This is a genomic window from Enterobacter sp. EC_50, assembly GCF_019584525.1.
Taxonomy (GTDB): domain Bacteria; phylum Pseudomonadota; class Gammaproteobacteria; order Enterobacterales; family Enterobacteriaceae; genus Enterobacter; species Enterobacter roggenkampii.
Genome location: NZ_VDAF01000001.1, coordinates 235,392 through 258,377, shown reverse-complemented (window position 1 = coordinate 258,377; position 22,986 = coordinate 235,392). Strand labels below are relative to the sequence as shown.

23 protein-coding genes and 1 pseudogene are annotated in these 22,986 nt (G+C 52.4%); 15 read left to right on the top strand and 9 right to left on the bottom strand.

Annotated features, from left to right (window positions below; all coding sequences use genetic code 11):
* Positions 1-419 precede the first annotated feature (419 nt).
* From FHC48_RS01180 to dbpA, 4 genes are all read left to right on the top strand, one after another.
* On the top strand, positions 420-1,562 hold the full coding sequence (locus tag FHC48_RS01180) for a methyl-accepting chemotaxis protein (RefSeq protein WP_023292274.1): 1,143 nt from the start codon (positions 420-422) through the stop codon (positions 1,560-1,562).
* A 155-nt stretch (positions 1,563-1,717) separates the two neighbouring features.
* Positions 1,718-2,701, top strand: coding sequence for a zinc transporter ZntB (gene zntB, locus FHC48_RS01175; RefSeq protein WP_023292275.1), 984 nt, complete (start codon positions 1,718-1,720; stop codon positions 2,699-2,701).
* A gap of 291 nt (positions 2,702-2,992) precedes the next feature.
* Entirely contained in the window at positions 2,993-3,157 is a 165-nt protein-coding gene (locus FHC48_RS23425) for a hypothetical protein (protein ID WP_304665500.1), read from the top strand.
* A 27-nt stretch (positions 3,158-3,184) separates the two neighbouring features.
* The gene (gene dbpA / locus FHC48_RS01170) at positions 3,185-4,558 is read left to right on the top strand and encodes an ATP-dependent RNA helicase DbpA (protein WP_059364477.1); all 1,374 of its coding nucleotides are present in this window, start codon (positions 3,185-3,187) and stop codon (positions 4,556-4,558) included.
* 42 nt (positions 4,559-4,600) lie between these two features.
* Here dbpA and ttcA read toward each other — a convergent pair whose 3' ends face one another.
* Together ttcA and FHC48_RS23420 are read right to left on the bottom strand one after the other, a co-directional pair.
* A complete protein-coding gene (gene ttcA / locus FHC48_RS01165; RefSeq protein WP_008501267.1) occupies positions 4,601-5,536 on the bottom strand; it encodes a tRNA 2-thiocytidine(32) synthetase TtcA in 936 nt (311 codons plus the stop codon).
* A 35-nt stretch (positions 5,537-5,571) separates the two neighbouring features.
* Positions 5,572-5,661 (bottom strand): annotated as a pseudogene (locus tag FHC48_RS23420) (hypothetical protein); the annotation flags it as partial.
* Positions 5,662-5,794: 133 nt separating this feature from the next.
* Between FHC48_RS23420 and FHC48_RS01160 the strand changes: the two are divergent.
* On the top strand, positions 5,795-6,529 hold the full coding sequence (locus tag FHC48_RS01160; RefSeq protein ID WP_227028269.1) for a YnfC family lipoprotein: 735 nt from the start codon (positions 5,795-5,797) through the stop codon (positions 6,527-6,529).
* Positions 6,530-6,691: 162 nt separating this feature from the next.
* A complete protein-coding gene (locus FHC48_RS01155; RefSeq protein ID WP_252454964.1) occupies positions 6,692-7,138 on the top strand; it encodes a GNAT family N-acetyltransferase in 447 nt (148 codons plus the stop codon).
* A 33-nt stretch (positions 7,139-7,171) separates the two neighbouring features.
* Here the strand turns inward: FHC48_RS01155 and FHC48_RS01150 are convergent, their stop codons facing one another.
* Positions 7,172-7,582, bottom strand: coding sequence for an ASCH domain-containing protein (locus tag FHC48_RS01150; RefSeq protein ID WP_021240261.1), 411 nt, complete (start codon positions 7,580-7,582; stop codon positions 7,172-7,174).
* A 700-nt stretch (positions 7,583-8,282) separates the two neighbouring features.
* On the opposite strand from FHC48_RS01150, the gene FHC48_RS01145 reads away from it, so the two are divergent.
* The 6 genes from FHC48_RS01145 (at position 8,283) to FHC48_RS23415 (ending at position 11,691) form a co-directional block, all read left to right on the top strand.
* The gene (locus FHC48_RS01145) at positions 8,283-9,806 is read left to right on the top strand and encodes a cyclic diguanylate phosphodiesterase (protein ID WP_059363571.1); all 1,524 of its coding nucleotides are present in this window, start codon (positions 8,283-8,285) and stop codon (positions 9,804-9,806) included.
* A 95-nt stretch (positions 9,807-9,901) separates the two neighbouring features.
* Positions 9,902-10,255 carry a DUF1294 domain-containing protein gene (locus FHC48_RS01140; protein WP_032676794.1) on the top strand — a complete coding sequence of 118 codons (354 nt, stop codon included), beginning with the start codon at positions 9,902-9,904 and terminating at the stop codon, positions 10,253-10,255.
* Between the two features lie 178 nt (positions 10,256-10,433).
* On the top strand, positions 10,434-10,883 hold the full coding sequence (locus FHC48_RS01135; protein WP_059360572.1) for a hypothetical protein: 450 nt from the start codon (positions 10,434-10,436) through the stop codon (positions 10,881-10,883).
* Positions 10,884-10,922: 39 nt separating this feature from the next.
* Entirely contained in the window at positions 10,923-11,120 is a 198-nt protein-coding gene (locus tag FHC48_RS01130; protein ID WP_008501277.1) for a hypothetical protein, read from the top strand.
* A 2-nt stretch (positions 11,121-11,122) separates the two neighbouring features.
* Positions 11,123-11,545, top strand: coding sequence for a GFA family protein (locus FHC48_RS01125; protein WP_008501278.1), 423 nt, complete (start codon positions 11,123-11,125; stop codon positions 11,543-11,545).
* Positions 11,546-11,613: 68 nt separating this feature from the next.
* Complete coding sequence (locus FHC48_RS23415; RefSeq protein ID WP_223239581.1) at positions 11,614-11,691, top strand: hypothetical protein; 78 nt, start codon at positions 11,614-11,616, stop codon at positions 11,689-11,691.
* A 338-nt stretch (positions 11,692-12,029) separates the two neighbouring features.
* On the opposite strand, the gene ompC is transcribed toward FHC48_RS23415, so the two are convergent.
* Both ompC and nifJ read right to left on the bottom strand, forming a co-directional pair.
* A complete protein-coding gene (gene ompC / locus FHC48_RS01120) occupies positions 12,030-13,190 on the bottom strand; it encodes a porin OmpC (RefSeq protein WP_059363574.1) in 1,161 nt (386 codons plus the stop codon).
* A gap of 388 nt (positions 13,191-13,578) precedes the next feature.
* Positions 13,579-17,103, bottom strand: coding sequence for a pyruvate:ferredoxin (flavodoxin) oxidoreductase (nifJ, locus tag FHC48_RS01115; RefSeq protein WP_059363576.1), 3,525 nt, complete (start codon positions 17,101-17,103; stop codon positions 13,579-13,581).
* A 272-nt stretch (positions 17,104-17,375) separates the two neighbouring features.
* Between nifJ and FHC48_RS01110 the strand changes: the two genes are divergently transcribed.
* Positions 17,376-17,642, top strand: a complete 267-nt coding sequence (locus FHC48_RS01110) for a DUF333 domain-containing protein (protein ID WP_008501281.1) — start codon at positions 17,376-17,378, stop codon at positions 17,640-17,642.
* On the opposite strand, the gene hslJ is transcribed toward FHC48_RS01110, so the two are convergent.
* The 4 genes from hslJ to FHC48_RS01090 form a co-directional block, all read right to left on the bottom strand.
* Complete coding sequence (gene hslJ, locus FHC48_RS01105; RefSeq protein WP_059363578.1) at positions 17,643-18,080, bottom strand: heat shock protein HslJ; 438 nt, start codon at positions 18,078-18,080, stop codon at positions 17,643-17,645.
* Between the two features lie 126 nt (positions 18,081-18,206).
* On the bottom strand, positions 18,207-18,335 hold the full coding sequence (locus FHC48_RS01100; protein ID WP_008501283.1) for a DUF2474 domain-containing protein: 129 nt from the start codon (positions 18,333-18,335) through the stop codon (positions 18,207-18,209).
* Positions 18,335-19,345 (bottom strand): cytochrome d ubiquinol oxidase subunit II, encoded by a 1,011-nt coding sequence (gene cydB / locus FHC48_RS01095; protein WP_059363580.1) that lies wholly within the window; start codon positions 19,343-19,345, stop codon positions 18,335-18,337. Before cydB ends, FHC48_RS01100 begins: the two co-directional genes overlap by 1 nt.
* Positions 19,345-20,745 carry a cytochrome ubiquinol oxidase subunit I gene (locus FHC48_RS01090; protein WP_008501285.1) on the bottom strand — a complete coding sequence of 467 codons (1,401 nt, stop codon included), beginning with the start codon at positions 20,743-20,745 and terminating at the stop codon, positions 19,345-19,347. Before FHC48_RS01090 ends, cydB begins: the two co-directional genes overlap by 1 nt.
* A 391-nt stretch (positions 20,746-21,136) precedes the next feature.
* Between FHC48_RS01090 and FHC48_RS01085 the strand changes: the two genes are divergently transcribed.
* Positions 21,137-21,325 (top strand): hypothetical protein, encoded by a 189-nt coding sequence (locus tag FHC48_RS01085; RefSeq protein WP_008501286.1) that lies wholly within the window; start codon positions 21,137-21,139, stop codon positions 21,323-21,325.
* A gap of 82 nt (positions 21,326-21,407) precedes the next feature.
* A complete protein-coding gene (locus tag FHC48_RS01080; RefSeq protein WP_021240253.1) occupies positions 21,408-22,817 on the top strand; it encodes a PLP-dependent aminotransferase family protein in 1,410 nt (469 codons plus the stop codon).
* The last annotated feature ends 169 nt before the right edge of the window (positions 22,818-22,986 follow it).

Sequence of the window (22,986 nt, the reverse complement as noted above, 5' to 3'; positions counted from 1 at the left end):
TGCCGGGCACATCTTAATCTGGCAACGAACATGCGCATTCAAACAATATTAGTTATTTATCGTGAAGCATGACCAGTCATATTAATACTCTACATCGCATTAAGAATATAAAATATATTCTCTTTGTTAACGTATTAAGCATTGCTAAACAAGAGCGAATAAAAGTAGCAAAGCTCCTTAAATATAACGGCGATTGTATCGGTTCGCCGCAGCGGATGGTATCGCTTAACGTGGCGGCAGACCAGTATCACAGCATGCTGCGAAGAACATTTTCACTAATACGCTTTTTTCATCTGACTTAAGCTAAATCCCAGGTTGCTAACGGCGAAACAACAAACCCGTGAAGTTTCCGAGGAAAAACGTTTGTGCCAATGCTATAAGTCTAGATGCCGACCAAAATATAAAATGTGGGTATCATCATGCTAAGAAATATTAGTGTCCGAACCTTTATTATCGGGTTCCTTTTATCGCTATTTTTGGTAAACGCAGGTGTCGTTGTTCTAATTTCCAGCAAGCCCTCTCTCTTTATTTCCCTTAACGCTATCAATTTCGTTGCGCTATTTTTGCTTTGGGTCTATATGACCCGGTATCTTGTGACGCCGATCAATACGGTGAAGAAAAGTATTGAAGAGGTGACTGCCGGCAACCTGGGGGTTTCTATCCCGGAGTTTGGCAATAACTGTGCGGGGCGACTCATTCCCGGGATCAACAGCCTGTCCGGCAACATTGCGACGCTGGTGCGTGAGATCAGGGCGTCATCGCAAACCGCCATGACCTTATCGGATCAGCTCTCGACACGTAGCGCTCAGCTCTCGGTAAAAACCGAACAGCAGTCTGCGTCTTTAGTGCAAACCGCAGCCAGCATGGAGCAAATGGCGGCGAGCACTAAAAATAACGCCGATAACACCCGCCTGGCGAGTGAACAGGCGAATATGGCGACGCTGCAGGCGCGTAAGGGCGGGGAGCTGATGGGGCAGGTTGCCAACAATATGCAGTCCATAACCGAATGCGCCCAGCAGATGACGGAGATCATTTCGTTGATTGACGGCATTGCGTTCCAGACCAATATTCTGGCGCTCAACGCGGCCGTTGAGGCGGCAAGAGCGGGCGACCATGGAAAAGGTTTTTCTGTCGTTGCGGAAGAGGTCAGAAACCTGGCGCACCGCAGCGCAGAGGCCGCGAAGAATATCAAAGCGCTGATTGAAGTCACCAGCAGTAACGTCACGCAGGGCGCGACCGTGGTGTCGCAGGCAGAGAAGAATATGCATGAAATCGTGACGGGCTCGGGAAACGTCAGTCGCTTAATGGATGAAATCTCCGCGTCGACGTCTGAGCAGGAGAAAGGTATTTCCCAGATCACGCTGGCGCTATCGGAGCTGGAGCGGGTCACGCAAAGCAACGTGGCGATGGCGGAGGAACTCAACGGCTCCTCGGATGTACTGCGCAATCAGGTGATTGAACTCCAGGCCCGCACCCGGAATTTCAGATTGGATCACGGGTCTTCGTCCCCATTACCGACCGGCTCACCCTCCTTCCTCCAGCAGCCAGAGCACTCTCTCTGAAAGCGACACAAAGCCTGGCATGCCAGGCTTTTTGCATACATTTGCCCACCCAGCTCATTTCCCGAGCGATTTCAGCGCGATGGAATACATAGTTGTTGCTTAACCCCTCATGAAAGCTAGACTGACACCGAAAGAGTTAAAAAGGTGGAGGTGCTGTGGAAAGCATTAAAGGATCTGAACTTAACGTTCCTGACGCAGTTTTTGCGTGGGTGCTGGACGGCCGCGGCGGTGCCCGACCGCTGGAAGATAATGATGTGATCGACAGTGCGCATCCCTGCTGGCTGCATCTGAACTATACCCATCCGGACAGCGCTGACTGGCTGGCGTCGACCCCGCTCTTGCCCAATAACGTGCGCGATGCGCTGGCGGGTGAAAGTCTGCGGCCCCGCGTAAGCCGCATGGGTGACGGGACGCTGATTACCCTCCGCTGTATTAACGGCAGCACGGATGAACGTCCGGATCAGCTGGTGGCGATGCGGGTCTATATGGACGATGGGCTGATTGTCTCCACCCGACAGCGTAAGGTCCTGGCGCTGGATGACATCGTCAACGATCTGAAAGAGGGCACGGGGCCGATCGACTGCGGCAGCTGGCTGGTGGATGTCTGTGACGCGCTTACCGATCACGCCAGTGAGTTTATTGAAGAGTTGCACGACAAAATCATCGACCTGGAAGATAACCTGCTCGATCAGCAGATCCCGCCGCGCGGTTTTCTGGCCTTATTGCGCAAGCAGCTGATTGTTATGCGCCGCTACATGACGCCGCAGCGCGACGTGTATGCGCGGCTGGCCAGCGAAAGGCTCGCCTGGATGAACGACGATCATCGGCGCAGAATGCAGGATATTGCCGACAGGCTGGGCCGCGGGCTGGATGAAATTGATTCCTGTATTGCCAGAACGGCGGTGATGGCGGACGAAATCGCGCAGGTGATGCAGGAGTCGCTGGCGCGAAGAACCTATACGATGTCCCTGATGGCGATGGTGTTTTTACCGAGCACGTTTCTGACCGGGTTGTTTGGCGTCAACCTGGGCGGAATTCCGGGTGGCGCTTATCGCTACGGTTTTACGGCGTTTTGCGTGATGTTAGTTGTTTTGATTGGGGGTGTTGCATGGTGGTTGCATCGTAGTAAATGGCTGTAAATTTACGCTTTTTTCATCTTTTTCCGGGATTAAAACGCTCTTTTAATTGAGCGAAGTCAATAAACATATACCCCGTAAGGTGCAATATTACTCCCGCAGGTGAATGCAACGTCAAGCGATGGGCGTTGCGCTCCATATTGTCTTACTTCCTTTTTTGAATTACTGCATAGCACAATTGATTCGTACGACGCCGACTTCATAGTCGGCTTTTTTTTGCCTCCTGATTCTGAGCGTCTACCCTAAAAGGGATGACAGCAAATTATGGAGGGAATGATGAGCATCCTTAACGCTCTGCTACTGCCACAATCGCGTCAATCCGATCCTATCCCCAGCGATCCGGTACCTATGCCCGATCCCATCCCGCGTCCCCAGCCGATGCCCGACCCGCCGCCCGATGAAGAACCGATTAAATTGTCGCATCGGACCGCGAGATCTGCGAGGATACGCGCCATCTGACCGCAAAGATCACCACGAGAGACAATTGTGACCGCTTTTTCTACCCTGAATGTTCTGCCCGATGCCCAACTCGCTAACCTCAACGAGTTGGGATACCTCACGATGACGCCTGTTCAGGCGGCCGCCTTACCCGCCATTCTTGAGGGCCGTGACGTGCGCGTGCAGGCGAAAACGGGCAGTGGGAAAACGGCGGCCTTTGGCCTTGGCCTGTTGCAGCATATCGATGCGGCGCTTTTTCAGACCCAGTCTTTGGTGCTGTGTCCGACCCGCGAGCTGGCAGACCAGGTTGCGGGTGAACTGCGTCGCCTGGCACGTTTCCTGCCAAACACCAAGATTTTAACCCTCTGCGGCGGGCAGCCGTTCGGTGCCCAGCGTGATTCGCTTCAGCATGCGCCGCACATTATTGTCGCGACGCCGGGACGCCTGCTCGATCACCTGCAAAAAGGCACGGTCTCGCTGGATGCGCTACAAACGCTGGTGTTGGATGAGGCCGATCGGATGCTGGATATGGGCTTCAGCGAGGCCATTGACGAAGTGATCCGTTTCGCACCGGCCGATCGCCAGACGCTTCTGTTCTCCGCAACCTGGCCGGAAGTTATCGCCGCCATCAGCGGGCGCGTGCAGAAAAATCCTCTTACCATTGAAATCGACGGCGTAGATGCGCTGCCCGCCATCGAACAACAGTTCTTTGAAACCTCGCAGCAGGGGAAGATCCCGCTCCTGCAGAAATTACTGAGCCAGCATCAGCCTGCCTCCTGTGTGGTGTTCTGTAACACCAAAAAAGACTGTCAGTCGGTTTGTGATGCTCTGAATGCCGCCGGGCAGAGCGCACTGTCGCTGCATGGCGATCTTGAACAGCGCGATCGCGATCAGACGCTGGTCCGTTTCGCGAACGGCAGCGCCCGCGTGCTGGTGGCGACCGACGTCGCTGCGCGCGGTCTGGATATTAAATCGCTTGAGCTGGTGGTGAACTTTGAACTGGCGTGGGATCCGGAAGTGCACGTGCACCGTATTGGCCGCACCGCGCGCGCCGGGAACAGCGGTCTGGCGATCAGCTTCTGCGCACCTGAAGAGGCGCAGCGCGCCAATATTCTCTCTGAGATGCTGCAGATTAAGCTGAACTGGATGAATCCCCCAGCCGGCGTCAGCCTTGTGCCGCTGGAGGCCGAAATGGCGACCCTGTGCATTGATGGCGGTAAAAAAGCCAAGATGCGTCCTGGTGATGTACTCGGTGCACTGACCGGGGATGTGGGGCTGGACGGGGCGGATATCGGTAAGATTGCTGTCCATCCGGCGCATGTCTACGTCGCGGTTCGCCAGGCGGTTGCCCATAAGGCATGGAAGCAGCTGCAAAACGGGAAAATTAAGGGTAAAACCTGCCGCGTACGTCTGCTGAAATAAAGCATGAAGCGTCTCAGACGGTGTTTCTGAGACGCTAACCGCTTACTTCACTTCAAGCACGTTCAGACGCAACGCTTCAAACTGATTGTCATCGTCTTCCGGCTGCCAGCCTGCTGGCTGCATCGGGATCTCTTCCCGGTCAAACGCCAGATCGCCGCCGTTCACGACTTCTGACTCGTGATTGATGCCTTTAAAGTCGAACAGTTCCACATCCGCGAGATGGGAAGGGACGACGTTCTGCATGGCGCTGAACATGGTTTCGATACGACCCGGATAGCGCTTATCCCAGTCGCGCAGCATGTCGCCAATCACCTGACGCTGCAGGTTAGGCTGGGAGCCGCAGAGGTTGCATGGAATGATCGGGAACCCTTTCGCCTGAGAGAAACGCTCAATGTCTTTTTCACGGCAGTAGGCAAGCGGGCGGATCACAATATGTTTACCGTCATCACTCATCAGCTTAGGCGGCATACCTTTCATCTTGCCGCCGTAGAACATATTGAGGAACAGCGTTTGCAGGATATCGTCGCGGTGGTGTCCCAAAGCAATTTTGGTCGCGCCCAGCTCGGTCGCGGTGCGATACAGAATACCGCGGCGCAGACGAGAGCACAGAGAGCAGGTGGTTTTCCCTTCAGGAATTTTCTCTTTCACAATACCGTAGGTATTTTCTTCGACGATTTTGTACTCAACGCCCAGATTTTCGAGGTATTCCGGCAGAATGTGCTCCGGGAAGCCCGGCTGTTTCTGATCAAGGTTGACCGCCACCAGGGAAAAATTCACCGGCGCGCTTTGCTGAAGATTACGCAGGATCTCCAGCATGGTGTAGCTGTCTTTACCCCCTGACAGGCAAACCATGATGCGGTCGCCTTCTTCAATCATGTTGAAGTCTGCAATGGCTTCGCCCACGTTACGGCGCAGTCGTTTTTGCAGTTTATTCAGGTTGTATTGCTCTTTTTTGTTAATCTCTTGATTCTGTTGCATTGAGTACTACCTTCGGAGCCAGCAGGGGCAAAAATTGTATGCCGCGTATGGTACGGATTCCGGCGGCGAATGCCAGCACGTTTTACTGCTGCGTGAAATCTGGCGCCGATGCGTGATAAAGGGTAGCGTTCAGACGTTTGGATACGATAGCGATTTTACGGCAAACGGCGCAGTTGTGGCGCAATCATCTCCGCCAGTATCAATGTTGAAGATTAGCAGTAAGCATGCTGTAATGAGCTTAGTTAATCTGAGGGTAACTTGAGCTTATATTTAAAAATGATAAAAACTTCTACTCTTTTCTTTTGTACTTCCTTATTTTCAAGTATGGCTTTTGCAGAAAATCACTACATACCTCTACTTTATAACTTATCGACTAGGTTTGATTTCAATCCAGTTAAGGGGGCTGTTAAATCCTTAGATACTGATGTTGAGGAGAATGGAAAAATTACTTATAAAATCTCCATCAGACTGAATAAAAATGGTTGTGTTGATAGCTTAAACCTTGATAAGGTTTCTTCTGGACATGAAACCATTCTAAAATATACAAATGGAAGTCTTATTGGCCATAGAGATGGCAAGCCTTTCTCAATACAACTTGATGAAAAATGTCACATTTTGAGTAAAAATGAAAACGGTGACGAGTTGCGTTACACTCTTTACCCGAATGGATTAATTAAAGACACCTATTTTTTAGGCAAAAAAATATCTGAACATTTTTATGATGAAGACGATAATTTGACGCGCTCTGAATTTTATAGTTCAGAAAGCGTTATGTCTAAAAATGAAATATCTTATGTTGATAAAAAAAGAAAGCCTCTTGATTATAAACTAATAAACTCATCAGTTTTCTCGGAGGGGTATACAGCAACCAGCCCTTGTCATTATAACGAAATGCTTGTGCCTGAAATATGTAATGCCACAGTACAGAACGCAGGTAATCCGGCACCGAAACCAGTTTCAATGACAGCACATACGAAAGTTGAATTCTACTAGATTAAAACGATTCCAATAAGCTACCTCCGGCGTCATGGTGTTTTATCGGGACGAGTTCAATGAAGGCACTGGCTTAATGTAAGAGGAATTTAAGATGAATATAGAAACGGTCCGCTTAATCCTGGAACCCTTTAATGATTCACATTATAAGGCTTAAGGGTAATGGATAGTGATGCTGAGGTGATGCGCTATATCAATAAGGGTATCGTTAAAACGCCCGAAGAAACCTGGGAGGGCATCAGAAGGGTGCAGGCTCGCTGGGATAAGTATCACTTCTCGTGGTGGGCTATCAGAGAGAAATCTTCTGGTGCGATCGTTGGTGCAGCATGCCTCCAGCACCTGGCGAACGTGGAGGGGGCACCATTAGAGATTGGCTGGCGCCTCGTGCCTGAACACAATGGCAAAGGCTATGCTACAGAGGCAGCGAAAGCGATCGTTGATTACGCTGTAGAGCGGGTGGGAGCATCTTATCTGGTGGCCGTGGCCGATCCAGAAAATATCGCATCGCAGCGTGTAATGAAAAGGTTAGGCATGTCTTATAAAGCCTTAGAGCGGCATTACGATACGGAATGCGTAGTGTATGAGCTTAACATGAGTAAGCCTGCTTAATTAAGCGACACATCTCTGCCACTTTATCTCAGCTTACAGCACCTCAACCAATTCAAATTCTTCTGCGATCAGTTCCATATCTTCAGAAAAATGGCCTTCGCGGAAGAAAAATCGCTGATGCTCTTTCCGCCAGTATTCAAGGCTTAAATCACCTTCCCCCTCTTTGCGAGCGAATTCCTCATTAACATCGCAAAAACGCACCAGTCGCATGGAAACCAGCCGGATCACACAGACCGGAACATTCTGACCATCAAGGATGATGTTGTAGCTTCCTATCCGTGGAGCAGAGACATCCTGCGAGTACGAGGCAAAAGATCCGCAGGTGGCCGTTTTGAGCCCTTTTTTAATCAGGTCCGCAAGCGCGTTCGCCAGTTCCGGGCTGTCACCCATTTGCCAGGCCGCTGCGCCTGGGTACTTCGTTTTTAATTCTTCAACCTTAACCATTCAAATCCCTTCTCAATCCTTGACCATAAGAAACATAATAGCGGTTTTAGCATAAACTCCCTCGGTATTTGAAGCGTAATCGGCTTTCCTTCTACTTTTGTACACAGGCTAGCTGGAATACAAAGGGTTGCATGCATTGGCTGTGTAAATATATTCTTATGGGGTTATTTGTGTGGTGAATCTGCTGCCTGCAGCCCGGCGCGTGACGTTATAATCAGTAACGAGTCATCGGGATGCTATCGGCACCACGCATTTTCTGTAACTTTTATCCCATTGGAAGGGGTTAGCGTGTTCAAGCTTAATACATCTCTACTGGCGGTTTTGCTGCTGTCAGGCTGTAGCTCCGATCTGGTTCTAAGCCCACCTAAGCAACCTGAATACAAGTCGATGCCTGAAATAACGCAGTCTGTGACGCCATCACAACAGCGTGCAATCATGGCTGGCGAGCGGCCTGACTGGTCAGAAAGAACGCCGGTCAAGACAATAAAGCAATACTAATAAGCACTTAACAACCAGGGCTGCCGTTCGGCGGCCTTTTTATTTACCCATTTGAGAAGGTGCAAAGACGGAGCCTGGTTTGGGGAAAATTTCTGACGGCGGACATGGTATTTCTTTCTTTATCAACCATGCTTAAGGCGAAGATAATTCAATCACTTCAGCATCACCGAAGCGGCAACGTCACTCGAGTCGAGAACCCTGAATGCGCCACGCGTCTATCTCCATAGCTGCAGCCACGGCAATTTTTGTGCTGGGCGTTTTTATCATCAATATCCAGGTCTGGTACTCGGCGCGGGCTGACAGCCTTGCCGGGGCGCACTACGTCGTCAGGAATATGCACGTCATTCTTACAGAAGCGCATCATGCGACCCAGGTTGCAATGCGGCTTGCTGAGAATGAGTGTGATGCTGAAGGACAGTATCGGCTCGGCACTGAAGCGGCATTACAACCCCATCTGAGAACGATCGTTATTCTGAAAAAAGATGCGGTCTGGTGTTCCTCCTTGCCGGGAAACCGCGTGTTGTTGGTTAACGGCTCAGCGCTGCCTGAAGTGCCATTGCTACTTGTTCCATCGAAAAGTACGGTCAACGGCCTGCCGGTTCTCTTATACCAGACAAACCATGCCGGAAGCCGAATCATGGTGAGCATCAGCGACAGCCATATCCGGGATGCGCTGAATATGCCACTACGTGGCGTGGCGTATTCGCTGCTGGTCGGCAATCGTCGTTTAGGCCAATCAGGCGATGTCTTGACGGCAGCCCATTCAAACAACGATGTTCTGACGGTAAAAGACGTTGATTATGCCTTCGCGATTCAATTTAACGCTCCGCCTATTTTTAGCCTGACGCGATTATTCGACCAGGCCGGTGGAGTGGTGTTATTTCTGCTGCTCGTTTCCTCGCTTTCTGCTTATCTTCTGCAGCGATATCTGTCTAAGGATATTTCGCCGGAAGAATCGCTGCGTACCGCCATCTACAGAAATGAAATTATTCCCTATTACCAGCCCGTCGTGAGCGGAAAAGAGGGCACCTTGCGGGGTGTAGAGGTGCTGGCAAGATGGAAGCATCCGCAATCCGGGTTTATCTCTCCCTCGTCATTTATTCCTCTTGCTGAGAAAACAGGGCTAATAATTCCACTAACCCAAAGCTTAATGCGTCAGGTTGCAACGCAGATGAATGCAATTTCTACGCTGCTGCCGGAAGGATTTCATGTCGGGATTAACTTCAGTGCGTCTCATATCGTTGCCTCTACCTTTTTTGAAGAGTGTCTGAATTATAAGCGCAGCTTTGTGCAACAGGATCTTAACCTCGTTGTGGAGGTGACCGAGCGTGAACCTCTCCACGTAGATGAACATCTCGTTAAAACCCTGAATGGGCTGCATAACAAGGGATTTGCAATCGCGCTGGATGATTTTGGAACGGGATATTCCGGCCTGTCCTACCTGCAGGACCTGCATATTGATTACATCAAAATCGACCAAAGCTTTGTTGCCAGGGTTAATGAGAATGAGGATTCCACCCTGATTCTGGATTCAGTACTGGAACTGGCAAAAAAACTGTCAATCCGTATTGTGGCGGAAGGGGTTGAAACCCAGGAACAGCTTGATTACCTCATGCGCAATAACATCACGTTTTTACAGGGCTACTTCTTCTACAAACCCGTTCCTTTTAAGGAGTTGATAAAAATTCTGTTATCGAAGCCAAAGGTTAAAGTGAGGGTGGAGTGACGTTTGTCCCGTTGTCAGCAATTCCCGCCCGATACATTCATAAGTAGCGTATAATGCGGCGTCGAAAACCGCTCAACTCTTCTCTGGCCAATACTATGACCCTCAATCGCGTTTGTTATTTACTCCTGCTCTTTGCTGCGATCGGCAGTCTTTTTACCTCGAGCCCTTTGGCTATGTGGTTTCTGCTGATCAATATGCTGACGTTGGTCATGTATGGCGCCGATAAAATAGCGGCGCGGAAAGGCATGCGCAGGGTGCCGGAAGCCACGCTGCTGGTATTTGGCGTAACGGGCGGCTGGCCTGGCGCGATTGTGGGCCAACAGCTCTTTCGCCATAAAACACAAAAGCAGCCGTTTAAAACCTACTTCTTCTTAAGCATTGTCGTTAGCATCGCCGTGATGGCGGCGGTTTACCATTTCTCGCCTGTTTCTTCTTTATGGCCGTTTTGACATCAAGTTAGCCTGAGTTTTTCAGATGCCAGCACTACGTTGATAAGAACGGTCATTCGGATAGTGCGTCGTGAAGAAATCCTCTATCACTGCCAATAGTAGTAGGACTATTCTTAAGTTGTTGCTGTTTTTTGCACAATCTGAATAATACGTGCAACAACACGGACGGCAACATCCCATGAAAATAGTCTCTTTTACGCTGGCAGCGCTGGTGCTTTATTCTGCACCTGCCTGGTCCGCTTTTCAGGAGCGGGAATATAATACCTGGTATATGAAAAATGCGGTGCTTTATGATATGACGCAGACCTCGGAAGGTTTTCCCGTCATGGTGAGCGTATCCCAGCCTGGGAGAAAATCCGCTAATTTGCTGGTGTCATATATTACGGAAGGCCGCTGTGGTGAGAATAATCTACCGCTTAATGTGAATGGTAAAGTGCTGCCCGCCAAATATAATTGTGTCCAAATAGGAAAGAACAGAATTGAACATTTTTCAGTGGTGGATGCAGACAGCGTTAATGGCATGGTGACGCATCTGAAATCTGATTTCACTATTCTCCTGCAAAACGATATCAAAATTTGGGCGGCAAATATCAAAGCGCCAAAATACGGGCTAACCCCGCGCTTTTAAAATCATGCTACGCTTGTTTGTTGTATCAGGAGCATGAGTATGAAGAACAAAGACGAACAAACAGGATTAGTGGGGCTGGCGATTGGGGCGGCCGTTATTGGGCTGGTTTCTGCCCAGAAACCAATCGATCGCGACAGCATTGTTGATGAGCTGGTCAGGCTCGGCAGGCAGAAAGGCGATGGTGTAGAAGATGAGGTTTTCGTCAAGGCTGCTGACCTGGTGAGGAAGGGGATCTAGCCATGGCTGATATTCGTCATGCGCAGTGCCATTGTGGCGCGGTGGCCTTTACCGTTGCGCTAACGGATGGCCTGAATACCGCGCGGCGCTGCAGTTGTTCCTTTTGTCGCATGCGGGGTGCGGTCGTCGTCTCTGCGCCGCTGTCAGGGATTACCGTGACCAAAGGTGAGGATAAGCTCACGGAGTACCGCTTCAATACGGGAACGGCACGGCACTTTTTCTGCTCGGTGTGCGGAATTTACACGTTCCATCAGCGGCGTTCTAATCCAAATGAATACGGCGTGAATGTGGCCTGCTTTGATAACGTCTCACCGTTCGATTTCCCTGAAGTGACGGTGATGGACGGGGTTAACCATCCCTCGGATGGAGATAGCGGGGTGTTTGGCTACCTCTCTTTTCGCAAGAAAGGAACAGGTCAGGCGTAATTGCCGCCTGGCCACTCTGTAATTAGCCTGGCTATAGTGGAGGGTGGTTATCTGAAACAGGAGAAACTATGCTTTGTGTTGAAAAAGACGATCCGCGTGAGGCCCCTGAATCAGGTGATAAAAAGCCTCAACCCGTAAAAAAATAACGCAACCTGTGCGTTTTCCCGCCACCGGCACTGCTGGTGGCTTTTCATTTCTCAGGGAATACTGTTAACCGCCATCCAGGTGATTCAACACAGCACTGAGATGCCCGACAATATCAGCAAAATCAAAAATTAACGCCATCCAGATGAGCGCTAAAAGAGTTAGTACGACAACGGATACACAACCAAACAACGCTGTTATCCTTAGTGATGGAAAGGCTATCACCTGAGTTTAAACAGCTTTACCTCAACTTACCCTCAACCACGTGATTTCAGAACCTGCTTTTTGTGACGAACGTCAAGAGATGGGTGAGCCCGCATACTGATGCGGGCTCTGGCAATCAGAACTGGTAAACCAGGCCCAGTGCCACGACATCATCCGTGCCGATGCCGTTGTTTTTGTAGAAGCTGTCATCTTCATCCAGCAGGTTGATTTTGTAATCAACGTAGGTGGACATGTTTTTGTTGAAGTAATAGGTTGCGCCGACGTCAGCGTACTTAACCAAATCCTGGTCGCCCTGGCCGTTGCCAAGGTCCTTGCCTTTAGACTGCAGGTAGGAAAGGGACGGACGCAGGCCGAAGTCGAACTGGTACTGTGCGGTCACTTCGAAGTTCTGGGTTTTGTTGGCAATACCGCCGCCTGAAGTGCTGTCACTGGAACCGTATGGCGTCATATTGCGGGTTTCAGAGTACATTGCCGCCAGGTAGATATTGTTAGCGTCATATTTCAGACCCGCGGTCCATGCGTCCGCTTTATCGCCGCCAGCATATTGAGATGCTGCACCGGTGCCTGCGATCACCTGGTCATTAGTACGATCTGAAGAGGTATACGCTGCACCCGCAGTAATCCCCATGCCAAAGTCATAGGTTGTGGAGATACCGAAACCGTCACCGTTTTGGTTACGAATGTTGTTATCAGAACGGTTGTTCGTTCCTTCCTGAGAACAACCATTCTCGTCACAGTTGCTGCCTTCATTTTTGCCCTGATACTGCAGCGCAAAGTTCAGACCCTGCACCAGACCATAGAAGTCGGTGTTACGGTAGGTTGCTACGCCATTGGCGCGGCCGGTCATGAAGTTGTCGGCTTTGGTGTAGGAGTCGCCGCCGAACTCAGGCAGCATATCGGTCCAGCCTTCCACGTCGTACAGTACGCCATAGTTACGACCGTAATCGAAGGAACCGTAGTCACCCACTTTGATACCGGCGAAGGCCAGACGCGTCCAGGACTGGTTATCAGACCCTTCGGTGTTATTGGCCTGAATGTTGTATTCCCACTGTGCGTAGCCAGTCATCATGTCGTTGATCTGGGTTTCGCCTTTAAAGCCCAGACGCATGTAGGTTTGATCCCCGTCAGCGCCTTTATCATCGGAGAAATAGTGCAGACCATCTACTTTTCCGTACAGATCTAATTTGTTACCGTCTTTATTATAAATCTCTGCTGCATGAGTTGCGCCAGCCATTAACAGAGCCGGAATCATCAGGGCCGGTACTTTTCTTTGCATTTTGATATTCCTTTGCGGTTGTTTTTATTTAATTACCTGTTGAACTTTCCGAATGCGAAAGTTGTCTCATGCTAAATCACTCCCGTGTAAGAGTAATAAATTATAATTGTTACGAACTAAGTAAAATCTAAACTGAATACATCAACGGTAATGGTCATTGGTTTGGTGAATGCTTTAAGGCTAAACATAATAAATTAAAATTATTAATCAGGTATGAATTAAGCTATTCTTGATGGCGTTATATGCCTTTAAGATTATTTATCCATAATTCGCATGAATAATATTTAGGGAACTAAATAGATATTTAATGATTATCTGGATTCGCCCGGTGTGAATACACCGGGTTTTTTTATGGCAAAAAAATGCCCGGACGCGCCGGGCAGAGAGACTAGTCGTTGGTCGATTTTTCGGCTTTACCCGCCAGCTGCGCCAGGAAGTCATACCGTTTTTGCAGATCCGCCGCAGCGTCTTTCCATAGCTGTTCGGCCACTTCCGGCTGCTGCGCGTTAAGGCGGCGGAAGCGCTGTTCCTGCATTAACGTCTCGGCCAGAGCATCTGACGGCGGACGTGAATCCAGTGCCAGCGGTAATTTACCCTCGTCCGCACGGCGCGGATCGAACCGGTACAGCGGCCAGAAGCCGGTCGCGGTTAGCTGTCGCATCTGATCGTGGCTGAGTGCCAGGTCGTAGCCATGCTCTTCACACGGGCTGTAGGCAATGATCAGCGACGGGCCGGGATACGCTTCCGCCTCCTGGATCGCCTTCACCGTCTGGTTAAGCTGTGCCCCCAGCGAGATTTGCGCGACGTAAACGTGGCCGTACATCATCATGCTCACCCCGAGATCTTTGCGTGCCTTGCGTTTCCCGTGCTCACCGAATTTCGTGACGGCACCCAGCGGCGTGGCTTTCGACGCCTGACCACCGGTGTTGGAATAACACTGCGTATCCAGCACCAGGATATTGACGTTTTCGGTCAGGCTCAGCACGTGGTCCAGGCCGCCAAAGCCGATGTCATAAGCCCAGCCGTCACCGCCAATCAGCCAGATCGATTTTTCGACCAGGGCGTCCGCGTCGGTCAGCAGCTGTTCAGCGCCCGCCACGCCCTGAAGCGCCTGACGCAGCTCTGCAACCTGCTCACGACGTACCTCTGGCGTCGCGTCGGCGTGAAGCGCGTCATTGAGCCCGGCGGGGATCTGCCCGGCAAACTGCTCCAGCAGGCGCATCACGCGCGCGCGGTGCTGGTCAACGGTCAGGCGGAAGCCCAGACCAAATTCGGCGTTATCCTCGAACAGCGAGTTGGCCCACGCGGGACCGCGGCCGTTGGCGTCAGTGGTATACGGCGTAGAGGGCAGGTTGCCGCCATAGATAGACGAACAGCCGGTAGCGTTGGCAATCAGCATCCTGTCACCGTACAGCTGGGTAAGCAGCTTGATATACGGTGTTTCACCGCAGCCCGAACAGGCACCGGAGTATTCAAACAGCGGCGTGATCAGCTGCGAAGTGCGAATATCAATGCGTTCCAGTTTGCTGCGATCGATTTCCGGCAGATTCAGGAAGAAGTCATAATTCACTTTCTCTTCTTCGACGTGCTCCAGACGCGACATCATATTGATGGCTTTAATCTCCGGGTTCTGCCTGTCTTTCGCCGGACAAACCTCGACGCACAGGTTACAGCCGGTGCAGTCTTCCGGCGCGACCTGCAGAACGTATTTCTGTCCGCGCATATCGCGGGATTTTACATCCAGGGAATGCAGGCTGGCCGGGGCGGCCTCCATCTCTTCCGGCGACACCACTTTGGCGCGAATGGCAGAGTGCGGGCAGGCCGCCACGCAGTGGTTGCACTGGGTACACAGATCTTCTTTCCAGATGGGGATCGCTTCGGCGATGTTGCGTTTTTCCCAGCGGGTGGTGCCGATCGGCCAGGTGCCATCCGGCGGTAGGGCAGAGACGGGCAGGGCATCACCCAGCCCGGCCAGCATCGCCGCCGTCACGGTCTTCACGAAATCAGGTGCCACATCGGATACCACCGGAGGGCGGTTCGGGCTTGCGGCATTGACCGGCTGCAGCGGGACCTCAAACAGCGACTCGCGCGCCAGGGCCAGCGCCTGCCAGTTACGCTCGACCAGCTCCTGGCCCTTGCTGCTGTAGCTTTTGGCAATCGCGCCCTGCAGTTCCGCCAGCGCGCTGTCGCCCGGCAGGATATTCGTCAGATGGAAGAAGGCCATCTGCATAACGGTATTGATACGCGCGGCAAGGCCACATTCGCGGGCAATTTTCGCCGCGTTAACCACAAAGAAACGGGCTTTTTTCTGGTTCAGCACCGCCTGCACTTCCTGCGGCAGGCGCGACCAGACTTCATCCGCGCTGTATGGCGTATTCAGAAGGAAAATACCGCCAGGCTTCAGGCGCTCGGCCATCTGGTACTTATCAATGAACTGCAGCTGGTGACAGCCAACAAAATCAGCCTGAGAAATTAGATACGCAGAGCGGATGGGCTGTTCGCTCACCCGCAGGTGGGAAACGGTCAGGCCGCCGGCTTTCTTGGAGTCATAGACGAAGTACCCCTGGGCGTACCACGGCGTGGAGTTCCCGATGATTTTGATGTTGTTTTTGGTCGCGGAGACGCTGCCGTCACTGCCCAGACCATAGAACAGCGCCTCGAGTTTGGCGGTCGAGGGCAGGGTGTTTTCCGGCAACGTCAGGGACAGATTCGTCACATCATCATAAATGCCGACGGTAAAGCGCGGCTTGGGCTTCGCTTCGCTGAGCTCGTTGAAGACCGCCAGCACGCAGTCCGGTCCGAACTCTTTGGAGGACAAACCGTAACGCCCCCCGATCACGCGCGGCAGCGTTTCACGTTCGCCATGATTAAAGGCCTCGGCCAGGGCGGTCATCACATCCAGATACAGCGGTTCCGCCTGCGCGCCCGGCTCTTTGGTGCGATCGAGCACCGCAACGGTACGCGCGCTTTCCGGCAGCGCAGAGAGGAGATGTTTCGCCGAGAACGGCCGATAGAGACGCACTTTCAGCACGCCAACTTTTTCGCCGCGCGTCAGCAGCTCATCAACAACTTCCTCGCAGGTGCCAATGGCCGATCCCATCAGCACAATGACCCGTTCCGCCTGCGGATGGCCGTAATACTCAAAGGGTTTGTATTCCCGACCCGTTGCGGCAGCAAAGTCATTCATCGCCTGTTCAACATGGTCGTAAACCGCGTTGTACCACGGGTTGGTGGCCTCGCGGGACTGGAAATAGGTATCCGGGTTCGCCGACGTGCCGCGAATCACCGGGTGTTCCGGATTCAGAGCGCGGGCGCGATGCGCGTCAATGTCCGCCTGCGGAAGCAGATTCAGAATTGTCTCGTCAGCCAGCGGGACGATTTTGTTAATTTCGTGAGACGTACGGAAACCATCAAAGAAATGAATAAACGGCACCCGGCTTTTGAGCGTGGCGATATGCGAAATCAGGGCAAAGTCCTGGGCTTCCTGAACGCTGCTGGCGCACAGCATCGCGCAGCCGGTCTGGCGAACGGCCATCACGTCAGAATGATCGCCAAAGATAGAGAGCGCGTGGGTGGCAACGGTACGCGCAGCGACGTGCAGAACGAAGGGAGTCAGTTGTCCGGCAAGTTTGTACAGCGTCGGGATCATTAATAACAATCCCTGGGAAGAGGTAAACGACGTGGAAAGCGCGCCGGTCTGAAGTGCGCCGTGGACCGTGGCAATTGCACCGGCTTCAGACTGCATCTCAACCACTCGCGGGACATCGCTCCAGACGTTTTTTAACCCGTTACCCGCCCAGGCGTCCGCCTGCTCAGCCATGGTAGAACTTGGCGTAATCGGGTAGATGGCGATAACTTCACTGGTGCGAAACGCGACTGAGGCAACTGCACCATTACCGTCAATAGTTTGCATAGGACAACACCCTTACATTGCGCAAAAAAATAGGGGTCTGTATTACGGCAACAAACCCTGAATATTATCTGTGTATTCTAGCAAACGGGGGATTTTTCGATTTTCGCTTTTGTGTCCTCGTTATTCCTGCCATCAATGTGTAGATCAAACTTTTGGCAGAAAAATTGCGAGAAATTGTTTCAGGAGCGCATAAATACGCACTTCCGCTCTCGACGACACGGGATGGGATGCCTATTATGCATAGGTTTCGCATTATTCATGGGGGAGAGAGCATGCGCTCAGCATTTTTGGTAGGGTGTGCCGCATTATTGTTGTCGGCATGCAGCAGTGAACCTGTCCAGCAGGCAACGGCCGCGCACGTGGTGCCGGGTATGAAAGCCGCGATGTCCAGCTCCGGTCAGGCCAACTGCGCGATGATTGGCGGTTCGCTGTCGGTAGCTCGCCAGCTTGATGGTTCAGCTATTGGGATGTGCGCCTTGCCAAACGGCAAACGCTGCAGTGAACAGTCGCTTGCCGTTGGAACCTGCGGTAACTACTGATTATTCTGCACGCTTAAACATCAGCGTTTTATCGGCTGTCGCCAGCGTTAACTGGTCTTCAGTCAGGTCGACCTGCGCGCCTTTGCGCAGCATGTCGCCGATGGCCTGATCCAGCTCGTTAAGCTGCGGCTCATTACAGAGCTTGCGCGTCATGGCCAGCGTTTTCACCTTCAGCTCGCCTTCGGACAATTTCCCCTGTCCGTTGAAGCGGTTACACATCTGGCCAGAAACGCTGATGTTATTCACCAGGCTGATATCTGGCAGTGCGCTAAAACCGATCTCAGGTTGCGTTTTCGCGGTCTTCACGGCCTTACCGTCCACACTTTCCAGCACAAAGCGGTGGTTCTTAAGTTGCTCCGGCTGAACGGAGGCTTTACCCGGATTAACGCAGCCGGTAAGGACAAGACTGATAACACTTAACGCAATGAGCTTTTTCATTTTTCTTCTCAAACTATAAATACTGTGAATCTTTTTCCAGTGTAACGATACTCTGCCATGCGTTAATGGGGTTTATCTGAAAGTGCGGGGAGGAGCCGGGCAACGCAGCGGTTGCCCGGGATGACGTTAATGTGATTTAAACCCTGCCGCCGTCATCAGCATACGGAAGAGCATACTGACCGCAGCCAGCGCCAGTACGCTGCCGCCCCAGATAATGGCCAGCCACAGTAATCTTTTCCAGACCGGTTGTTGCATCAGTGATAACCCTCCCCATGCTGAACTTTGCCGCGAAATACGTAGTAACTCCAGAAGGTGTAGACCAGGATAACGGGAATAATCAATAGCGCGCCGACCAGCATAAAGCCCTGGCTTTGCGTCGGTGCGGCGGCCTGCCACAGGGTGATTGACGGTGGAATGATGTGCGGCCAGATGCTGATCCCAAGCCCGCTAAAGCCGAGGAAGACCAGCCCCAGCGTCAGGATAAACGGTCGGCTATGGCTGTCGGGATTATTCAGGCAGCGCCACTGATACAAACTAAAAATCACCACCAGGGCCGGGACGGGCAGCAGATAGAACAGGTTCGGCAACGTAAACCAGCGCGCCGCGATGGCCGGCTGCGCCAGCGGTGTCCAGAGGCTGATCGCCGCAATAAACGCCAGCAGCACGAGTAACAGGGTTTTCGATACCTGACGCATCCGCTGTTGCAATGCATTTTCGCTTTTCATTACCAGCCAGGTCGAGCCTAACAGCGCGTAGGCCACCACCAGGCCCGCGCCGCAAAACAGATTAAACGCGGTAAACCAGTCAAAGGGGCCGCCGGTATAGGCCCGGCCGGTGACGCTAAAGCCGTTAATGACGGCGCCCACCGTCACGCCCTGGGTAAACGTCGCCAGAATGGAACCGCCTATAAATGCCTTATCCCAGAAAGGACGGTGTGCTGGCGTGGCTTTAAAGCGAAACTCAAACGCTACGCCACGAAAAATAAGACCGATCAGCATTAATGTGAGCGGAATGGTGAGGGCATCGATAATCACGGCGTAGGCCAGCGGAAAGGCGCCGAACAGGGCGGCCCCGCCCAGCACCAGCCAGGTTTCATTCCCGTCCCAGACCGGCGCGACGCTGTTAACCATCACATCGCGATCGTCGGCGTTCTGCGTGGCCGGGAACAGAATGCCAATCCCCAGATCAAAACCGTCCATCACGATATACATCAGCGTGGCAAAGACGATGATCACAAACCAGATAATGGAAAGATCGATACCCATTACGGCTGCTCCTTATGTTCAGTTGTGACGGCAGAAAGCGGGCGCGCCGGACGTCCGTCGGACTCGGTGGCGAAAGATTCATGCGGCTGCGGGCCTTTACGGATGAGGCGCACCATATAGCTGTAACCCACGCCAAATACCGAGGTGTAAACAACGAAGAAGGCCAGCAGGCTCACGCTCATATGCAAATCGCCATGGGCAGAAACCGCATCCTTCGTGCGCTGGAGCCCATAGACCACCCACGGCTGGCGGCCCACTTCGGTGGTGATCCACCCGGCCAGAATAGCAATCAGCCCGGAGGGCCCCATCAGCAGGGCAAACCACAGGAAAGGACGGGAAGAATAAATGCGCTTTTTATAGCGCAGCCAGAGTGCCGTCACCCCAAGCAGCAGCATAAGCATGCCCAGGCCCGCCATAATGCGGAACGACCAGAAGACGATGGTGGAATTTGGGCGGTCTTCCTTTGGAAACTCTTTGAGCGCCGGTACCTGTTTATCCAGACTGTGCGTCAGAATAAGGCTGCCGAGTGCGGGGATCTCCAGTCCAAAGCGGGTGCGCTCCTGTTCCATATCCGGCCAGCCAAACAGCAGTAGCGGGGTAGGCTCGCCCGGTGGATTTTCCCAGTGCCCTTCAATGGCGGCAATTTTCGCGGGCTGGTGCTTTAAGGTGTTCAGCCCGTGCATATCGCCCACCATGGCCTGGAGGGGCGCGACAATCAGCGTCATCCACAGCGCCATTGAAAACATTGCCCGGATGGCGGGGGTATTATTCCCGCGCAGCAGATGCCATGCCGCGGATGCGCCAACAAACAGGGCGCTGCTCAGGAACGCGGCTATCGACATGTGCAGCAGGCGGTAAGGGAAGGAGGGGTTAAACACCACGGCGAACCAGTCCACCGGCACCACCTGACCGTTGACGATCTCATAGCCCTGCGGGGTTTGCATCCAGCTGTTGGAGGAGAGGATCCAGAAGGTGGAGATAATGGTCCCCAGTGCCACCATGCAGGTGGAAAAGAAGTGCAGCCTCGGCCCGACTTTATTCCAGCCGAACAGCATCACGCCGAGGAACCCGGCTTCGAGGAAGAAGGCGGTAAGCACTTCATAGGTCAGAAGCGGGCCGGTAATACTGCCCGCAAACTGCGAAAAGCCGCTCCAGTTGGTGCCAAACTGGTAGGCCATCACCAGCCCGGAGACCACGCCCATGCCAAAGTTGACGGCAAAAATCTTCGACCAGAAATGGTACAGCGAGCGCCAGACCGGATTTTTTGTTTTCAGCCACAGCCCTTCGAGCACGGCAAGATAGCTTGCGAGACCAATGGTAATGGCCGGGAAAATAATGTGGAAGGATACGGTAAAGGCAAACTGTATCCGCGCAAGGTGAAAAGCATCTAAACCAAACATGCACAGCCTCAATGTCAAACGGTGTGCTGTTATGGTATAGGGGCGAAGATCGGACGAGCAGACGCAGAAAAGCGAATTTTAACCATAACAGTTGGCGTAAATTTCACGCTTTAGCCATCTGATATACCTCGCCGTTGTGGAATAAAAATATTCTTTTTATGATTTTTCCGCATTAAACCGCTTGTTTTGTCGTCAGCGTCGTGCGTTAATGGCCTTCTGGTTTTGAGTCCAAATAAATATCTGACGTAGTTTTATAAAGCAGTTCTCATCACGTTGTGCCTCTCCGCAGCCTCTCTTGGGTCTTTATCTACATTCCGATTCGTTTTGTTTAAAACCATTATGCCCAATCGGCCCATTAGTAATTTACGTTTTTACGTTTCAGGAGAAACCTATGACTTCATATATCCATTTTCGCTGCCCATGCTGTCATGGCTCGCAGTACCGTACCTCAGCCTTTGATGTGTCTGAGAAAAACCCGTTTGGCGCGAAATGCATTTTTTGCAAATCGTCGATGATCACGCTCGACCACCTGGCCGCCGCGCGTTCCGCTCAGAGCCACGTGACCGAATACCGTAAGTAATTCATCTTCCAGAATATAACAGTTCGCTAAATCTTCTCTTTTTCTCCTGCTGATATACACTGTCGGCAATAAGGAGAATCTGATGAAAAAATACCAGCGTCTGGCGCAACAAATTATCTCGCAGATTGAGCTTGGCGTATGGCTGCCGGGCGATAAGCTGCCTTCCCTGCGAGAGCAGGTGGCAAGCAGCGGCATGAGTTTTATGACCGTTGGCCACGCGTATCAGATGCTGGAAAGTCAGGGGCGCATTGTCGCCAGACCGCAGTCGGGCTATTACGTTGCCTCGCGCCCGACCGCACAACAGCCTGCGCCACCCGCTCAGGTGATGCGTGACGAAGCGGTGGATATCAATACCTACATCTTCGACGTCTTACAGGCCAGCCGCGACCCGTCCGTTGTTCCTTTTGCTTCCGCGTTTCCCGACCCCAGGCTTTTCCCGCTTCAGCAGCTCAACCGTTCGCTGGCAAACGTCAGCAAAACCGCGACGGCGATGAGCGTGATTGAGAACCTGCCGCCGGGAAACGTCGATCTCCGCCATGCTATTGCCCGCCGCTACGCGCAGCAGGGGATGAACATCTCCCCGGAAGAGATCGTGATCACCGCAGGCGCGCTCGAAGCGCTGAATCTTAGCCTTCAGGCGGTAACCGAGCCGGGTGACTGGGTGATTGTCGAAAACCCCTGTTTTTACGGTGCGCTGCAGGCGCTGGAACGCCTGAAGCTCAAAGCGTTGTCGATTGCGACGGACGTTCGCGAGGGGATCGATCTCAATGCCTTAGAGCAGGCGCTGAATGAATACCCGGTTAAAGCCTGCTGGATCATGACTAACAGCCAAAACCCGCTCGGCTTCACGCTGAGCGCGGAGAAAAAAGCCCAGCTTGTCGCCCTGTTAACCCAGCACAACGTCCCGCTGATTGAAGATGACGTCTACAGCGAGCTCTATTTTGGACGTGAAAAGCCGCTCCCGGCGAAAGCGTGGGATCGTCAGGACATGACGCTACACTGCTCGTCATTTTCAAAATGTCTGGTGGCCGGTTTTCGCATCGGCTGGGTGGCGGCAGGAAAACACGCGCGGCGCATTCAGCAGCTGCAGCTGATGAGCACGCTTTCAACCAGTTCTCCCATGCAGCTGGCGCTGGTGGATTACCTGGCGACCAAACGCTACGACGCCCACCTGCGCCGCCTGCGGCGTACGCTGGCCGAGCGAAAGCAGCAGGCCTGGCAGTCACTTCTTCGCCATATGCCTGCAGGCGTTAAAATTCACCATAACGACAGCGGCTACTTTTTATGGCTGGAACTGCCGGCACAGCTGGACGCGGGGCTGCTGAGCGAAAAGGCCTTAACGCACCACATCAGCATTGCTCCCGGAAAAATGTTTTCCACCTCTGACGCGTGGACGCCGTTCTTTCGTTTTAATACCTCCTGGGCCTGGGGAGAGCGGGAAGAGCAGGCGGTCATTCAGTTAGGAAAATTAATTAGCACGATGCTGGAATAATTCTTTTTCCGTTATTTAAATAATCAATTCTTATCCTGATGACGGCGCTGCGACTATTTCGCGGTGACCCGTCATAGGAAATCTGCATACCGTCTCTCGCGCCTAACCCCTTGTCTATAATCCAGTTAACGGGGAATGCGCCCTCGGTCACACCTTGATGAAATTTCCT

Coding starts and splice junctions, on each gene's coding strand:
- FHC48_RS01140 (WP_032676794.1), top strand. CDS start 9,902: ATGACCCTCAATCGCGTTTGTTATTTACTCCTGCTCTTTGCTGCGATC.
- FHC48_RS01110 (WP_008501281.1), top strand. CDS start 17,376: ATGCGCTCAGCATTTTTGGTAGGGTGTGCCGCATTATTGTTGTCGGCA.
- ttcA (WP_008501267.1), bottom strand. CDS start 5,536: ATGCAACAGAATCAAGAGATTAACAAAAAAGAGCAATACAACCTGAAT.
- ompC (WP_059363574.1), bottom strand. CDS start 13,190: ATGCAAAGAAAAGTACCGGCCCTGATGATTCCGGCTCTGTTAATGGCT.
- FHC48_RS01135 (WP_059360572.1), top strand. CDS start 10,434: ATGAAAATAGTCTCTTTTACGCTGGCAGCGCTGGTGCTTTATTCTGCA.
- FHC48_RS01150 (WP_021240261.1), bottom strand. CDS start 7,582: ATGGTTAAGGTTGAAGAATTAAAAACGAAGTACCCAGGCGCAGCGGCC.
- FHC48_RS01090 (WP_008501285.1), bottom strand. CDS start 20,745: ATGTTTGGTTTAGATGCTTTTCACCTTGCGCGGATACAGTTTGCCTTT.
- FHC48_RS01155 (WP_252454964.1), top strand. CDS start 6,692: ATGGATAGTGATGCTGAGGTGATGCGCTATATCAATAAGGGTATCGTT.
- FHC48_RS23415 (WP_223239581.1), top strand. CDS start 11,614: ATGCTTTGTGTTGAAAAAGACGATCCGCGTGAGGCCCCTGAATCAGGT.
- hslJ (WP_059363578.1), bottom strand. CDS start 18,080: ATGAAAAAGCTCATTGCGTTAAGTGTTATCAGTCTTGTCCTTACCGGC.
- FHC48_RS01180 (WP_023292274.1), top strand. CDS start 420: ATGCTAAGAAATATTAGTGTCCGAACCTTTATTATCGGGTTCCTTTTA.
- nifJ (WP_059363576.1), bottom strand. CDS start 17,103: ATGCAAACTATTGACGGTAATGGTGCAGTTGCCTCAGTCGCGTTTCGC.
- FHC48_RS01125 (WP_008501278.1), top strand. CDS start 11,123: ATGGCTGATATTCGTCATGCGCAGTGCCATTGTGGCGCGGTGGCCTTT.
- FHC48_RS01130 (WP_008501277.1), top strand. CDS start 10,923: ATGAAGAACAAAGACGAACAAACAGGATTAGTGGGGCTGGCGATTGGG.
- FHC48_RS01080 (WP_021240253.1), top strand. CDS start 21,408: ATGAAAAAATACCAGCGTCTGGCGCAACAAATTATCTCGCAGATTGAG.
- FHC48_RS01085 (WP_008501286.1), top strand. CDS start 21,137: ATGACTTCATATATCCATTTTCGCTGCCCATGCTGTCATGGCTCGCAG.
- cydB (WP_059363580.1), bottom strand. CDS start 19,345: ATGGGTATCGATCTTTCCATTATCTGGTTTGTGATCATCGTCTTTGCC.
- FHC48_RS01145 (WP_059363571.1), top strand. CDS start 8,283: ATGCGCCACGCGTCTATCTCCATAGCTGCAGCCACGGCAATTTTTGTG.
- FHC48_RS01100 (WP_008501283.1), bottom strand. CDS start 18,335: ATGCAACAACCGGTCTGGAAAAGATTACTGTGGCTGGCCATTATCTGG.